Below are 14,556 nucleotides of genomic sequence, written 5' to 3' on the forward strand. Positions count from 1 at the left end.
CAGATAGCTACAATTTTAATAGCACCGCACCCCAGGTGAACCCGCCGCCTACACCCTCCAGCAGAACGGTCTGGCCAGGCTTGACCTGACCGGAGCGCACCCCATGGTCCAACGCAAGCGGTATGGAGGCAGCCGATGTGTTGCCATGCTGGTCCACCGTGACGACGACCTTGTCCATGGACAGCTTCAGCTTGCGCGCCGTGCTCTGCATGATGCGGATGTTGGCCTGGTGCGGAATGAGCCAGTCGATATCAGCTTCCGTCAGGCCGGCCTTGTCCAGCGTGGCCCGCGCAGCTTTTTCCAGCACGCCCACAGCCAGCTTGAAGACCGCCTGGCCATCCATCTTCAGCAGCGGATCGCCCAGAATCTGGCCGCCATAGACGTTGCCTGGCACGCACAAAATGCCGACGTGGCTGCCATCGGCGTGCAGGTCACTGGCCAGAATGCCGGGCTGCTCAGAGGCTTCTAGCACCACGGCGCCCGCGCCATCACCAAACAGCACGCAGGTGGTGCGGTCGTTGAAATCGAGGATGCGGCTGAACACTTCGGCGCCTACCACCAGCGCGCGGCTGGCGGCCCCGGACTGGATCATGGCGTCGGCCACGGCCAGTGCGTAGACGAAGCCGCTGCACACCGCCTGCACGTCAAAAGCCGCGCAGCCATTGGCGCCCAACTTGTTTTGCAGGATGCAGGCGGTCGAAGGAAACACCATGTCCGGCGTGGACGTGGCGACGATGATGAGGTCGATGTCGCTGGGCTTGAGGCCCGCGGCCTCAATCGCCTTGCGCGAGGCGTCCAAGGCCAGGTCGCTGCTGCAGACATCGCGATCGGCGAAGTGGCGCGCCCGGATGCCTGTGCGCTCGACGATCCATTCATCGGAGGTTTCGATGCCCCGCTGGGCCAGTTCCGCGACCAGATCGTCATTGGACAGCCGGCGCGGTGGCAGGCAACTGCCAGTGCCTGTGATACGGGAATAGCGTCTCATCAAAGTGTGGCCGCGGCCGTCCCGGGCACTGGCAGCGTGTCGGCAGGGGCCAGAAGCGGCGCTGCGTGCGCCACCCGCGTCCGGACGCGGTCGAGCAGGTTGTTGCGGGCTGCATCATACGCCCGGTTCAAAGCCTGTTCGAACGCCACCACGTCGGCCGAACCGTGACTCTTGAAAACCAGTCCGCGCAGGCCCAAAAGTGCCGCGCCGTTGTAACGGCGGTGATCCATGCGCTTCATGAGCGCAGATAGGACAGGATAAGCGACGATGGCAGCCATTTTGGTCAAAGCATTGCGCTTGAACTCTTGCTTGAGGCCACCGACGATCATTGATGCCACGCCTTCGCTCGCCTTCAACGCCACGTTGCCCACAAAACCGTCACATACAACGATGTCGACCACGCCCTTGAAGATGTCGTTGCCTTCCACGTTTCCATAGAAATTCAAATCGCCCGTTTTGCCGGCAGTTCGCAGCAATTCACCGGCTCTTTTGATGACTTCGCTGCCTTTGATGATTTCTTCACCGATGTTCAGCAAACCCACCGACGGCTCCCCGCCCTCTTGCAAAGCCGACACCAAGGCAGAGCCCATGACGGCGAATTGCAACAGGTGTTCAGGGGTGCAATCGACGTTGGCGCCCAGGTCCAGCACCGTGGTGGCGCCGCCCTTGGCGTTGGGCATCTGCGATGCGATGGCGGGCCGGTCGATGCCGTCCAGCGTCTTGAGCAGATAGCGCGCGATCGCCATCAGGGCCCCGGTATTGCCCGCAGAAACCGCCGCCTGTGCTGCGCCGTCCTTCACCTGCTGGATGGCAACGCGCATGGACGAATCCTTCTTGCGGCGCAGCGCCACCTCGACGGGGTCGTCCATGGCAACGACCTCGGTCGCCAGCACCACGGTGGCGCGGTCGTGCGTCAGGCCTTTCACGCCCTCGGCAGTCCCTACCAACAGCAAACGCGCGTCGGAATGTTGTTCAAGGAAGCGGCGGCACGCCGCGAGCGTGACGCTGGGGCCGTGATCGCCCCCCATGCAGTCAACAGCCAGTGTGATCATGGGCAACTTGTCTGGGCCGGCAAAGCAACCCGAAGAAAAGAGTGAACGACGGAAAAAATAAAGGCCCGCGCTACGATTTATGTAGCAACGGGCCTCAGGCGGCCTGGTGAGGCGCCTTGCCGGGTCAGGCTTCGGACTTGTTCTTCAGCACCTGACGGCCACGGTAGAAACCGTTGGGGCTGATGTGGTGACGCAGGTGGATTTCGCCCGTGGTGGTTTCCACGGCGGTACCTGGCGTCGTCAAGGCGTTGTGCGACCGGTGCATGCCGCGCTTGGAAGGAGATTTTTTGTTTTGCTGAACAGCCATGGTGGGCTCCTGAGTCTTGAAGGGTTGGTAAAAACGCGACCGAGCCCATAAAAAGACACGAGGGGATTCGCGCGAAGCCCTCGATTATATCTGAAATGGTTTTTGTGTCGCCAGGGTTGATTCAGTCTTCCGTCTTGGTGTTGCGCAACGATGCCAGTGCGGCGAACGGATTTGGTTTCTCAGCGCTGGCTTCCTCGAAGTCTTCATCGCTGGAGGCCAATGTCACAGGGGTCGGGCACTCGTCGTGGCGCGGCACGACGGGCAGCGCCATCAACAATTCGTCTTCGATCAGCTCGCGCACGTGAAACTCGCGGCTCATGGCCAGCAGGTCTTCTTCGCTCTCATCGTCCAGCGCTTCGGCGGTAGCTTCGTCGGCGACGAAGCGGAACTCACGATCCACCTCGAGCGGCACGTCTACAGGCGTCAGGCAACGCTGGCAGATCATCGGCACGGTGGCGCGCGCCTTCAGGCGCAGCCACACCTGGCCTTCGATGCCGTGCGTGGAGCGCACGTCGCCATGGGCTTCCCAGTCCACGATCAGATCGGGGTGCAGGCCCTGGGCCTCGCTCGCCAGGCGCTCGTATTTCAATAGCGAATCGTGACGCGACAGGTGGCCGCCCACCTGCGCGAAGGCCTTGACGTCCAGCCGGTCCGGGGAGTATTCCTTGGTCATGGGTGCAGTGTAAGAGAATCGCCCCATGCCTGATTCCAGCCCTCTTTCTCGCCCCCTCATCCTGGGTTCCACCTCGCGTTACCGGCGTGAATTGCTGGACCGGCTGAGCCTGCCGTTCGACGTCGCCGCACCGGATGTGGATGAAACCCCACGCCCCGGCGAAGCCCCGCGCGCACTGGCGCTGCGACTGGCGCTGGCCAAGGCCCAGGCCGTGGCCGCGCTGCACAGCCAAGCCGTGGTCATCGGCTCGGACCAGGTCGCAGACCTTGACGGCGAGCCGCTGGGCAAGCCCGGATCCCACGAGCGCGCCACAGCGCAGTTGCGCCAGATGCGTGGCCAGACCGTCGTCTTTCAGACCGCCGTCGCCGTCGTATGCCAGGCGACCGGTTTCGAGCAGGTCGATCTGGCTGCCGTGCAGGTGCGCTTTCGCGACCTGAGCGATGCCGAAATCGAACGCTACCTGCGTGCCGAGCAACCTTATGACTGCGCCGGCAGTGCGAAGAGCGAAGGCCTGGGCATCACCCTGCTGGATGCCATCGACAGCGATGACCCGACCGCGCTGATCGGCCTGCCGCTGATCCGCACCTGCCGCATGCTGCGCGCCGCCGGGCTGGTGCTGCCATGAGCGAGTCACCCTCCACACCGCGCGGCACGCTGTATCTCGTCCCCGCGCCGCTCGACTTCGGCTGCGACACGCAGGCTGATCTGTCCACCGCTCTGCCGGACGGCACGCTGCAAGTCGCTGCCGGGCTGACCCGCTGGATCTGCGAGAACGCCAAGAGCACCCGCGCCTACCTCAAGCGCGTGGACGCCGTGCATCCGCTGGCCGCTGCACTGCAGGCGCAGCAGATCACCGAGCTGCCGCGCGAAGTCCACAAAAAAGGCGACCACGGCGCAGCGGGCCACGTGCCGTTCGACGCCCGCCCGCTGCTGGCCGACGCGCTGCAGGGGCATGATATCGGCCTGGTCAGCGAGGCCGGCATGCCAGCCGTGGCCGACCCGGGCAGCTCGGTCGTGCGGGCCGCGCACGACCTGGGCCTGCGCGTGGTGCCATTGGTGGGACCTGTGTCGCTGCTGCTGGCGCTGGCGGCGAGCGGGCTCAACGGCCAGGGCTTTGCTTTCACGGGCTACCTGCCGCAGGACGGCAGCGAGCGCGCCCAGCGCATTCGCGAGCTGGAATCGCTGGCTCTCAAGCAAGGCCAGACCCAGTTATTTATCGAAACGCCCTACCGCAACGCAGCGTTGTGGCAGGCGCTGGTGCAGACCCTGCAGCCAAACACGCGGCTGGCCATTGCCAGCGGCCTGACGCTGCCCACCGCACGCACCGACAGCCGCCTGGTGCGCCAGTGGCGCCAGCAACCCGAAGTGCCCGACAACCGCACGCCGGCCGTGTTTTCCATAGGCCGATGACTTTGCACAGCCGCAGATCGCAACAGGCAATAGCTATGTTTTTTATAGCTACCAGCGCTTATCCCATAAGCGCTAGAGCCATTTTTTACCATTATTTCAAACTGAGCGAGCTAGCTAGTCGGTAAATCAGCGCAATGAAAAAAGCGTGGCGACCTTCACAGTCCCCACGCTTTGGTTTGGGTGGCGACCCACCGGGCCGCCTGCAGCTCGGCTCAGCGAATGGCCGGCGCCGTCTTCAGCGCGTGTACGGCGGTTTCGCCCAGCGCCGCACCAAACTTCTTGACCAGCCGCTCGGCCACGTTGTCGCGGCGCGTGTAGTCGATCACTTCTTCGGCCTTGACCACTTCGCGGGCGACGTAGTCCAGGTTGCCCAGCTTGTCGGCCAGCCCCATGTCGACGGCCTGCTGGCCCGTCCAGAAAAGGCCGCTGAAGGTTTCATCGGTCACCTTCAGGCGATCGCCGCGGCCGGCCTTGACCACGCCGATGAACTGCTGGTGGATCTGGTCGAGCATTTGCTGCGCGAAGGCGCGCTGCTTTTCCGTCTGCGGACTGAAGGGGTCGAGGAAGCCCTTGTTCTCGCCAGCGGTGAGCAGGCGACGTTCGACGCCCAGCTTTTCCATGGTGCCGGTGAAGCCGAAGCCATCCATCAACACGCCAATGCTGCCGACGATGCTGGCCTTGTCCACGAAGATCTGGTCGGCCGCAGCAGCGATGTAGTAGGCGGCCGACGCGCAGGTTTCTTCCACCACGGCGTAGACGGGCTTGTTGTACTTGGCCTTGAGGCGAATGATCTCGTCGTTGATGATGCCGGCCTGCACCGGGCTGCCGCCAGGCGAATTGATCAGCAGCACCACGGCCTGCGAGCCGGAGTCTTCGAACGCGCTGCGCATGGCGGCCACCACGAATTCGGCGCTGGCCTCGGCGCCTGCGGCGATCTCGCCCTTGATGTCCACCACCGCCGTATGCGGCGTGCTCTTGCTGGCCGTGGCTGTATCACGCTGCAGCACGAACCAGGCGATGGCGATGGCAAAGACCAGCCAGGCCAGGCGCGTGAAGATGCGCCAGCGGCGGGCCGAGCGCTGCTCAGCCAATGTGGCCAACACCAGCTTTTCCAGCACGCCACGCTCCCAGCCGGGTTGGTCGACGGTTGCTTTTTTTGCTCCCTTTTCAGGAGCACCCTGCGCCCATAGATCGGGCGTTGGAGGCGGATTTTCTCCATAACCCGAGGGGTCGGTGCGGGTGGGATCGGTCATGAATCAGAACTCTACGGGTTGGAGGTGAGCGGAAGTATGCCAGTGGACCATGTCGCCGCTCTCTGACAGTGCGATTTTCACCAGCCCGCCGCGGCACGGCCCGCCCGCACAGTCGCCGGTATCGGGCCGATACGCCGCACCGTGGGTAGCACACAACAGCCACTGGCCGCTGTCGTCGAAAAAGCGGCCTTCCTGGTAGTCCATTTCCATCGGCACATGGGTGCAGCGGTTCAGATAGGCATGCACGCCACCCTCAAAGCGGATGGCGAACGCGCGGCAGGCCTGGCCGTGGAACAGCACGTCGAAGGCAACGGCACGGCCGCCTTCGAGCAGATCGCCCGAGGCACACAGCGCGATGGCCCGGGGGATGGACACAGAAACTGGCTCCACGCGGCCGGCGTTCAGCCGTGCTGCAACAAGCCGTCGTGCAGTTCACGCACCGTCCCGGCCACGAACAGCGGGCGCAGTGCATGAAAGCTGTCAGGCTGATGCGCGCCGTAGCTCACACCCACGCTCGCGCAGCCGGCGGACAGTGCCATCTGCAGATCGTGAGTGGTATCGCCAATCATCAGCGTGCGCTCGGGTGTCACGTCGAATTCGGCCATCAGCTCCTGCAGCATCAGCGGGTGCGGCTTGCCGGCGGTTTCGTCGGCGGTGCGCGATCCGTCGAACACGCCGCGCAACTGCACGGTGTGCAGCGCATCGTCCAGCCCGCGCCGGCTCTTGCCGGTCGCCACGGTCAGCAAGTGCCCGCGTTCGCGCAGGTCTTGCAGCATGGGCATCACGCCGGCAAAGAGGCTCAGGTCGTCCTGGTGCTTGAGATAGTGAAACCGGTAGCGATTGCCCAGCTCGGTGTACTTTTCCGGCGGCACGTCGGGCGCGGCGTGGGCCAGCGCCTGCGTCAGGCTCATGCCGATCACCCAGGCAGCAGCTTGGTCGCTGGGCACCGTGCCGCCCACGTCTCGCACCGACTCCTGAATGCAGCGCACGATGATGGCGGTGGAGTCGTACAGGGTGCCGTCCCAGTCAAAGGCGATCAGGTCGAAACGGCGGGGGCGGGAGTTGGTCATCAGGCAGGTCCGGAAACGTAGTCGGCCAACTCGGGAGGCAGCTCGGCATGGAGCTCCACCCGTTCGGCACTGGAAGGGTGGTTGAACTGTAGCCGCCATGCGTGAAGGAACATGCGTTTGAACCCGATCTTCTGAAGCCGCCGGTTCAGGTCGAAATCGCCATATTTGTCATCGCCGACGATTCCGTGGCCCTGGCTGGCCAGGTGCACGCGGATCTGGTGCGTGCGGCCGGTCTTGATGGTCACTTCCAGCAGCGTCATGGCGGGCAGGCCTTGCTGCAGGCGCGGCGCCAACGCCGAGCGCACCTTCACCAGCGTGATCGAGCGCATGCCATCCGGGTCGTCGGCCGTCGTGGTGCGCACGCGCCGCTCGCCGTCGGCCTGCAGGTATTTGTGCAGCGGGGTGTCTATGACCTTCTTGTTAGCGGGCCACTGGCCAGTCACCAGCGCCAGATAGGTCTTGCCGGTTTCGCGTTCGCGAAATTGGTCTTGCAGCGCGACGAGCGACGAGCGGCGTTTGGCCACCAGCAGGATGCCGGAGGTATCACGGTCGAGCCGGTGCACCAATTCCAGAAACTTGGCCTGCGGGCGGGCCTGGCGCAACTGCTCGATCACGCCGAAGCTCACGCCGCTGCCGCCATGCACGGCGGTGCCGGCTGGCTTGTCGAGCGCAATCAGGAAATCGTCTTCCAGCAGGATGGGAAATTCACGCGCGGGCGCCGGGCGCTCGGCTTTTTCAGCCACCTTATCGGACACGCGCACCGGCGGCAGGCGCACCTGGTCGCCGGTCTCGATGCGGGTGTCGGCACTGGCTCGGCCCTTGTTGATGCGCACTTCACCGCTGCGGATGATGCGGTAAACATGCGTCTTGGGCACGCCTTTCAAATGGCGTATCAAGAAGTTATCAAGCCGTTGGCCGGCAGACTCTGCATCGACTTCCACGATGCGGGCAGCGGGTGGGTGGGCAGCCGGGGTAAGGGTTCCGGCCGGTTTGCCCCCTATAATGTGTTTCACCTGCGCTACGTTGTGTAAGTGGTTGATTTGTCTGGAGTTTAGTCCACTCAGCCCGACAAGCCGCGCAGGAGGTCGATTGCCCACGGGCGTCGTGTGCGCGGATTGCAGGCCGGATGCCTGTGCAGCCCACATGCCGCGCGGCAGGCTGACGAATTGAAACACTGAATACGGAATCCCCAAGCCGGCAGCCGCCCCCAGCGGGCACCGCACGCCGGCGGATCGAAGCGACAACTATGTGGGCATTGCTGGCTTGGATTGTGACCCTGTGGCAGAGGCGACAGCCTTTGGCATCGGCACGCAATATGCCCGCAGCGCCCGTCCGGCAAGCGCTATCCGCTATACCTTTTGTAGCGATCATCTGTGCAGCCCGGCTCGCCCCCATCCACGCGCCCCCACCCCGCCTGCGAAGCTAGTCGCTTTGCAGTGGCGGGGTTCCCGGCCATTCCTCTTTTCGTTTCGATGCGTCAGTCCAGGCAATCACGGCTCCTCTAGAGCCAGTCATTGGTTTGGAAATCCGCGGCACGCGCGGCCAGCAGCTTGAACACCAACAAGCAACTGCTGCCGGGCGCGCCGCAACGACAACGAAAAGGAATCGCATCATGAAGCGGATGCTCATCAACGCCACGCAGCCCGAAGAACGCCGCCTGGCCATCGTGGACGGCCAGAAGCTGCTGGACTACGAGATCGAGATCGAAGGACGCGAGCAACGCAAGGGCAACATCTACAAGGCCGTCGTCACGCGCGTCGAGCCCTCGCTGGAAGCGTGCTTCGTCGACTACGGCGAAGACCGCCACGGCTTCCTGCCGTTCAAGGAAATCTCCCGCCAGTATTTCGCCGAGGGCGTCTCGCCCAACCAGGCGCGCATCAATGACGTGATCCGCGAAGGCCAGGAACTGGTCGTGCAGGTCGAAAAGGAAGAGCGCGGCAACAAGGGCGCGGCCCTGACTACCTTCGTGTCGCTGGCCGGCCGTTACGTGGTGCTGATGCCCAACAACCCGCGCGGCGGCGGCGTGTCGCGCCGCATCGAGGGCGAGGACCGGGCAGAGCTCAAGGAGGCGATGGACCAGCTCGAGTACCCCAAAGGCATGTCGATCATTGCGCGCACCGCCGGCATCGGCCGCAATGCGCCCGAACTGCAGTGGGACCTGAACTACCTGCTCAAGCTCTGGACCGCCATCGACGGCGCCGCCAAGGGCGGCAAGGGCGCCTTCCTGATCTACCAGGAATCGAGCCTCGTCATCCGCGCGATCCGCGACTACTTCAACAACGACATCGGTGACATCCTCATCGATACCGACGACATCTACGAGCAGGCGCACCAGTTCATGGCGCACGTCATGCCCGAGCATGCCGCCCGTGTGAAGCGCTACCGCGACGACGCCGCCCTGTTCAGCCGCTTCCAGATTGAGCACCAGATCGAGTCGGCCTACGCCCGCACCGTGCAACTGCCTTCGGGCGGTGCCATCGTGATCGACCACACCGAAGCGCTGGTCAGCGTTGACGTGAACTCGGCCCGCGCCATCAAGGGCGGCGACATCGAGGAAACCGCCACGCGCACCAACTTGGAAGCAGCCGACGAAGTGGCCCGCCAGATGCGCCTGCGCGACCTGGGCGGCCTGATCGTGATCGACTTCATCGACATGGAAGAGTCGAAGAATCGCCGCGAAGTGGAAAACCGCCTGCGCGACGCGCTGCGCCAGGACCGCGCCCGCGTGCAGTTCGGCACCATCAGCAAGTTCGGCCTGATGGAGATGAGCCGCCAGCGCCTGAAGCCCGCGCTGTCGGAGGGCTCGTCCATCCCCTGCCCTCGCTGCGGTGGCTCGGGCCACATCCGCGACACGGAAAGCTCTGCCCTACAGATCCTGCGGATCATTCAGGAAGAGTCCATGAAGGACAACACGGCTGCCGTGCACTGTCAGGTGCCGGTGGAAGTGGCCTCGTTCCTGCTGAACGAAAAGCGCACCGAGATCGCCAAGATCGAACTCAAGCAGCGCGTGGCCGTGCTGATGGTGCCCAACAAGCAGTTGGAAACCCCCAACTACCGCCTGGAGCGCTTGAAGCACGACGACCCGCGCCTGGACCACATCGAAGCCAGCTACAAGCTCGCTGAAGAAGTGGAAGACCCCACGGCCGTGACGCGCCGCTCGCAAGAGCCCACCAACAAGCAGACGCCCGTCATCAAGGGCGTGCTGCCCGACGCACCCGCCCCCATCGCTGAACCGCGCGAGCCCCGCCCCGAAGGCGCCGCCCGCCCACCCCGTGCCGGTGGTGCGCAACAGCAGCCCCAGGCAGCCCGTGCAGCTGAAACGCCTGCGGCCGCACCCGTGCGCCCCGCGCCAGTGGCACAAGAGCAAGGCTTCTTCGCCTGGCTCAAGAGCCTCTTCGGCTTCGGAGCAGCGCCTGCACCGGTCGCAACGACCACCACTGCACGCACCCCTGCGCCAGCCGCTGACGGCGGCGCAGGCCCACGCGGTGACGGACGCCGCGATGGTCGCGGCGAGGGCCGTGGCGACGCAGGACGTGGCGATGGTCGCGGCGGCGAAGGCCGTGGCCGTCGTGGCGAACGCAATGGTCCGCGCGACGCCGCAGGCAACGGCGTTGGCACCGGCCAAGGCGGTGAAGGCCGCGGTGGCCGCCGCGGTGAACGCGTCGAAGGCCGTGATGGCCGCCCAGCGGAAGCGCGTGAAGGTCGTGAAGGCCGCGAAAGCCGCCCACCGCGCGACGGCAACATCGAAGGCCGAGGCGGCCGTGAAGGACGCGAAGGCCGGGGCGACCGCCCTGAAGGCGAAGCACGCCGCGACGGCCGAGGCGGCCGCGACCGGGGCGAGCCCCGCAACGCCGCATCGGCACTGCCAGTGGAAGGGCTGCCGCAAGGCGCCGCCACCGCGGTGGCACTCGACGAGGCTGCAGGCGAAGCACGCGGCGAGCGCGCGCCCCGCAACGGTGAAGGCCGTGAACGCGGCGAGCGTGGTGGCCGAGGTGAGCGCGGTGAGCGCGCGCCCCGCAACGGCGAAGGCCGTGAACGCGGCGAGCGTGGTGGCCGAGGTGACCGCAACGGCGAAGGCCGCGAGCGTGCACCTCAGCAAAACGATAACGGCACGCCCGTGGCCGACTTTGCCGAAACCTCGCCCCTGTCCGCCCTGCCCGACCTGGATCTGACCAGCCCTGCTGTCGATGCCAACGGCGCACCGGCAACTGCCGGCGGTGAAGAGCGCCGCGAGCGCCGGTCCCGCGACCGCTACGGCCGTGACCGCCGCGATCGCGCCGACCGCGCTCCGCGCGACGCTGCCAGCGCCACCGACGAAGGCGCAGCAATTGCTGAGCAAGTGACGGACAACGCAGCGGCCTATGTGTCGCAAGCGTCTGTTGACGATGCCGTGCAGGACGCACCACGCCGCAGCTACTTCAACGCGGCCTCTGCGGCAGCGCCAGCCGCAGCTTTGGAGCCAGCAGCTTCGCAGCCCGCAGCACAGGCACCTGCCGCCGCATTCTTGGCGGATGCAGCCCCGGCAATAGCCTCTGCGCCCCTGCCCGCAGCGACGCCTGTCGTTGCAGAGCCTGCGGTGGTTGCGGCCGTCGCTCCGGTGGCTCCGGCGCCGGTCGCAGCGCCAGCAACGGCGCCCGCTCCAGCGCCCCAGCGCTTGGCCCCACCCGTGAAGCCGGCTGCTGCGCCTGCGGCAGCACCTGCCGTCGCTGACAGTGCCATGCCCCGTGTGGAAAGCTTCGCGCTACCCGTGCAGGCGCTGGTCTCGGTCGCTCAGGGCTCTGGCCTGGAATGGGTGAACTCCGACGCCGACAAGATCGCCGCAGCGCAAGCCGCCATCGCAGCGGAGCCCCGCCCGGTACACGTGCCGCGCGTGCGTCCTCCGGTCGTTGTCGTGGACGAAGGCCCGCTGGTGCTGGTGGAAACCCGCCGCGACCTGAACGAGCTGAAGCTGCCTTTCGAGCAACAGCAGCCCGCGGCCTGACACGGCAATGGGCACTGCGGCGCAGGACTGAAGCAATCTGCGCCGGCGTCCCCTAGGGCTTGACAGCCCTCTCCCCTCACCTGCGGCCCATTACGGGCCGCAGCCACTTTCAGACCTGCTTCACTCAACCGTCACGCACCACCATGCTGTTTCTGCTGTCACCCGCCAAATCGCTGGACTACGACACGCCGCTGCCCGATGGCCTGCCGCACACGCTGCCGCCCTTCGTGGCAGATTCGGCGCGGCTGATCGAGTTGCTGCGCCAACAGTCGCCGCAGCAGATCGCATCGCTCATGCACATCAGCGATGCGCTGGCCGCGCTGAACGTGGGGCGTTACGCCAGCTGGCGACCCAAATTCACTGCCGCCAATGCCCGCCAGGCCATCATGGCGTTCAACGGCGACGTGTACGAAGGCCTGCAGGCGCGCAACCTGACCGCCGACGACCTGGACTGGGCGCAGCAGCACCTGGGCATCCTGAGCGGGCTCTACGGCGTGCTGCGGCCGCTCGATCGCATGCAGCCCTACCGGCTGGAGATGGGCACGCGCCTGCCCACCGATGCGGGTGCCAACCTCTACCAGTTCTGGGGCTCGCGCATTGCCGATCACCTGAACGCCCGGCTGCAGGCCGACACCACGCCGGTGGTCGTGAACCTGGCGTCGCAGGAATATTTCAAGTCGGTTGACCAGAAGACGCTGAAGGCGCGCGTGATCGAATGCGTGTTCGAGGACTACAAGGGCGGCGTCTACAAGATCATCAGCTTCCACGCCAAGCGCGCGCGCGGGTTGATGGCCCGCTATGCCGTGCAGCATCGCGTGGCAACTCCGCGCCAGCTCGAGGGTTTTGATGCGGAAGGCTATGCTTTCCACGCTGCCTCGTCAGCCCCCGATCGCCTGGTGTACCGCCGCAAGGCCTCGGACTGAGGCGCACCGCCACCCTTTGAATCACCCAACGCCGCACGCACGCCAGACCGCCATGCCGCACCGTTCGAGCCCCGACTCCGCCCTTCCCTCTCACCAGCCCATCACGCCGGAGCTGCGCGCCTGGATCATCGAGCAGGCCGAAGCGGGTTTCAGCGGACCGGTCGTGCTGCAGTCGCTGCTCGATGCTGGCTGGAACGAGGCCATCGCCGCGCATGCCATGGAGCAGGTGCTAAGCGATGCGCTGCGGCAAAAGAGACAAGGCATCACCAGCACCGTGGCTGCCAAATCCGCCACCGCTACCGCTACCGCCACCGCATCACGGCTGCCCGAACCTGCCCTGGCCGATTCGCCCGCCCGCATCGACGTGGGCGACCGCGAGGTCGACGTGCTGATGAACATGTCCGAGCCGCGCATCGTGCTGTTCGGCAATCTGCTGTCGCCCGAGGAATGCGAGGCGCTGATCGCCGCCGCGCAGCCGCGCATGGCTCGGTCACTGACCGTAGCCACCCGCACCGGCGGCGAAGAAGTGAACGACGACCGCACCAGCGACGGCATGTTCTTTCAGCGCGGAGAGACCGACGTAGTCACGCGGCTGGAGGCGCGCATCGCCCGGCTGGTGAACTGGCCTGTCGAAAACGGCGAGGGCCTGCAGGTGCTGCACTACCGGCCCGGCGCCGAATACAAGCCGCACTACGACTACTTCGACCCGGCCGAGCCGGGCACGCCCACCATCCTCAAGCGCGGCGGGCAACGCCTGGCCACGCTCGTCATCTACCTGAACGACCCCGAACAGGGCGGCGGCACGACGTTTCCCGACGTGCATCTGGAAGTCGCTCCGCGCCGCGGCAATGCGGTGTTCTTCAGCTACGACCGGCCGCATCCGGGCACCCGAACGCTGCATGGCGGCGCGCCAGTGGTCGCCGGTGAAAAGTGGATCGCCACCAAATGGCTGCGGGAGCGTGAGTTCCAGTGAAATATGCATCAAATAGGCCTCTAGCGCTTTATCCATAAGCGCTAGCAGCTATCAAATTGATATCAAACCACCCCCAAACCGCCACGATCGCACAGGCTTTGGCACAAGCCCAAACTCTGGGTTTGGCCCGCATTGATGCGCAATTGCTGTTGCTGCATGTGCTGGCAAGGCCCCCGCGCGACCGCGCCTGGCTGTTGGCGCATGACACCGACACGCTGGGTGCCGATACGCAGCGCCGCTTTGAAGCGCTGTGCACTCGCCGCGCGGCAGGCGAGCCCGTGGCCTATCTCACAGGCATCAAGGAGTTCTACGGCCTGGTGCTGGCCGTCGACGCACGCGTGCTCGACCCCCGCCCCGACACCGAAACGTTGGTCGACTGGGCGCTGGAGGTCATCGCGCCGCTTGCCGCCCCCCGTGTGGTGGACCTGGGCACCGGCAGCGGTGCCATCGCGCTGGCCCTGCAGCACCAGCGGCCCACGGCCGATGTGACGGCGGTGGACGCCAGCGCCGACGCCTTGGAAGTGGCCCGCGCCAACGCCCACAGGCTGCAACTGCCTGTGCGCATGCAACTGGGCCACTGGCTGGACGGCATCGACGGCTCCTTCGATCTGATCGTCAGCAACCCGCCCTACATCGCCGCCGCCGACCCGCACCTGGCGGCGTTGACCCACGAGCCGCTGCAGGCGCTGGCCAGCGGTGCCGACGGCCTGCACGACATTCGCACCATCGTGGCGCAGGCCCCCGCCCGCCTGGCGCCCGGCGGCTGGCTGCTGCTGGAACATGGCTGGGACCAAGCCGAGGCCGTGCAAACGCTGCTGCATGCCGCCGGCTTCACCGCCGTGCAAAGCCGCGCCGATCTGGCCGGCGTGCCGCGCTGCACCGGCGGCACCTGGCCCCTGTGACCCTACGCGCCAACCCCTCCGCGCGCA

General features: G+C 65.8%; 14 protein-coding genes. 6 read left to right on the forward strand and 8 right to left on the reverse strand.

Translation table 11 applies throughout. The features are described 5' to 3' along the window. Positions 1 to 7: 7 nt before the first annotated feature. The 4 genes from RQI28_RS06010 to RQI28_RS06025 all read right to left on the reverse strand — a co-directional run bounded on the left by RQI28_RS06010 (position 8) and on the right by RQI28_RS06025 (position 3,017). Entirely contained in the window at positions 8 to 985 is a 978-nt protein-coding gene (locus tag RQI28_RS06010) for a beta-ketoacyl-ACP synthase III (RefSeq protein ID WP_311230412.1), read from the reverse strand. Then, positions 985 to 2,037, reverse strand: coding sequence for a phosphate acyltransferase PlsX (plsX, locus tag RQI28_RS06015; protein ID WP_311221709.1), 1,053 nt, complete (start codon positions 2,035 to 2,037; stop codon positions 985 to 987). The genes RQI28_RS06010 and plsX overlap by 1 nt, the downstream gene beginning before the upstream one ends. Before the next feature lie 124 nt (positions 2,038 to 2,161). Next, the gene (gene rpmF / locus RQI28_RS06020; RefSeq protein ID WP_092939210.1) at positions 2,162 to 2,344 is read right to left on the reverse strand and encodes a 50S ribosomal protein L32; all 183 of its coding nucleotides are present in this window, start codon (positions 2,342 to 2,344) and stop codon (positions 2,162 to 2,164) included. A gap of 121 nt (positions 2,345 to 2,465) precedes the next feature. Continuing rightward, entirely contained in the window at positions 2,466 to 3,017 is a 552-nt protein-coding gene (locus RQI28_RS06025) for a YceD family protein (protein WP_311221710.1), read from the reverse strand. Between the two features lie 25 nt (positions 3,018 to 3,042). Between RQI28_RS06025 and RQI28_RS06030 the strand changes: the two genes are divergently transcribed. Both RQI28_RS06030 and RQI28_RS06035 read left to right on the forward strand, forming a co-directional pair. Then, the gene (locus RQI28_RS06030; protein ID WP_311221711.1) at positions 3,043 to 3,642 is read left to right on the forward strand and encodes a Maf family nucleotide pyrophosphatase; all 600 of its coding nucleotides are present in this window, start codon (positions 3,043 to 3,045) and stop codon (positions 3,640 to 3,642) included. Next, positions 3,639 to 4,427, forward strand: a complete 789-nt coding sequence (locus tag RQI28_RS06035; protein WP_311221712.1) for an SAM-dependent methyltransferase — start codon at positions 3,639 to 3,641, stop codon at positions 4,425 to 4,427. The genes RQI28_RS06030 and RQI28_RS06035 overlap by 4 nt, the downstream gene beginning before the upstream one ends. Before the next feature lie 212 nt (positions 4,428 to 4,639). Here RQI28_RS06035 and RQI28_RS06040 read toward each other — a convergent pair whose 3' ends face one another. Genes RQI28_RS06040 through RQI28_RS06055 form a run of 4 tightly spaced genes read right to left on the reverse strand, consistent with a single transcriptional unit; the run spans position 4,640 to position 7,763 of the window. Continuing rightward, on the reverse strand, positions 4,640 to 5,680 hold the full coding sequence (locus tag RQI28_RS06040; protein WP_311221713.1) for a S49 family peptidase: 1,041 nt from the start codon (positions 5,678 to 5,680) through the stop codon (positions 4,640 to 4,642). A 3-nt stretch (positions 5,681 to 5,683) separates the two neighbouring features. After that, positions 5,684 to 6,049 (reverse strand): Rieske 2Fe-2S domain-containing protein, encoded by a 366-nt coding sequence (locus RQI28_RS06045; protein ID WP_311222053.1) that lies wholly within the window; start codon positions 6,047 to 6,049, stop codon positions 5,684 to 5,686. 32 nt (positions 6,050 to 6,081) lie between these two features. Next, positions 6,082 to 6,750, reverse strand: a complete 669-nt coding sequence (locus RQI28_RS06050; protein WP_311221714.1) for an HAD-IA family hydrolase — start codon at positions 6,748 to 6,750, stop codon at positions 6,082 to 6,084. Continuing rightward, positions 6,750 to 7,763: an RluA family pseudouridine synthase gene (locus tag RQI28_RS06055; RefSeq protein ID WP_311221715.1), complete on the reverse strand. Its 1,014-nt coding sequence runs from the start codon at positions 7,761 to 7,763 to the stop codon at positions 6,750 to 6,752. The genes RQI28_RS06050 and RQI28_RS06055 overlap by 1 nt, the downstream gene beginning before the upstream one ends. 599 nt (positions 7,764 to 8,362) lie before the next feature. Here RQI28_RS06055 and RQI28_RS06060 point away from each other — a divergent pair. The 4 genes from RQI28_RS06060 to prmC all read left to right on the forward strand — a co-directional run bounded on the left by RQI28_RS06060 (position 8,363) and on the right by prmC (position 14,529). Continuing rightward, a complete protein-coding gene (locus RQI28_RS06060) occupies positions 8,363 to 11,731 on the forward strand; it encodes an Rne/Rng family ribonuclease (protein ID WP_311221716.1) in 3,369 nt (1,122 codons plus the stop codon). A gap of 143 nt (positions 11,732 to 11,874) precedes the next feature. Further along, a complete protein-coding gene (yaaA, locus tag RQI28_RS06065) occupies positions 11,875 to 12,654 on the forward strand; it encodes a peroxide stress protein YaaA (RefSeq protein WP_311221717.1) in 780 nt (259 codons plus the stop codon). Between the two features lie 52 nt (positions 12,655 to 12,706). Further along, positions 12,707 to 13,627: a 2OG-Fe(II) oxygenase gene (locus RQI28_RS06070; protein ID WP_311221718.1), complete on the forward strand. Its 921-nt coding sequence runs from the start codon at positions 12,707 to 12,709 to the stop codon at positions 13,625 to 13,627. Between the two features lie 98 nt (positions 13,628 to 13,725). Continuing rightward, on the forward strand, positions 13,726 to 14,529 hold the full coding sequence (prmC, locus tag RQI28_RS06075; protein WP_404976961.1) for a peptide chain release factor N(5)-glutamine methyltransferase: 804 nt from the start codon (positions 13,726 to 13,728) through the stop codon (positions 14,527 to 14,529). Positions 14,530 to 14,556 lie beyond the last annotated feature (27 nt).

The sequence above is a fragment of the Acidovorax sp. WCS2018Noco2-16 genome (assembly GCF_031843945.1).
GTDB lineage: Bacteria > Pseudomonadota > Gammaproteobacteria > Burkholderiales > Burkholderiaceae_C > Paracidovorax.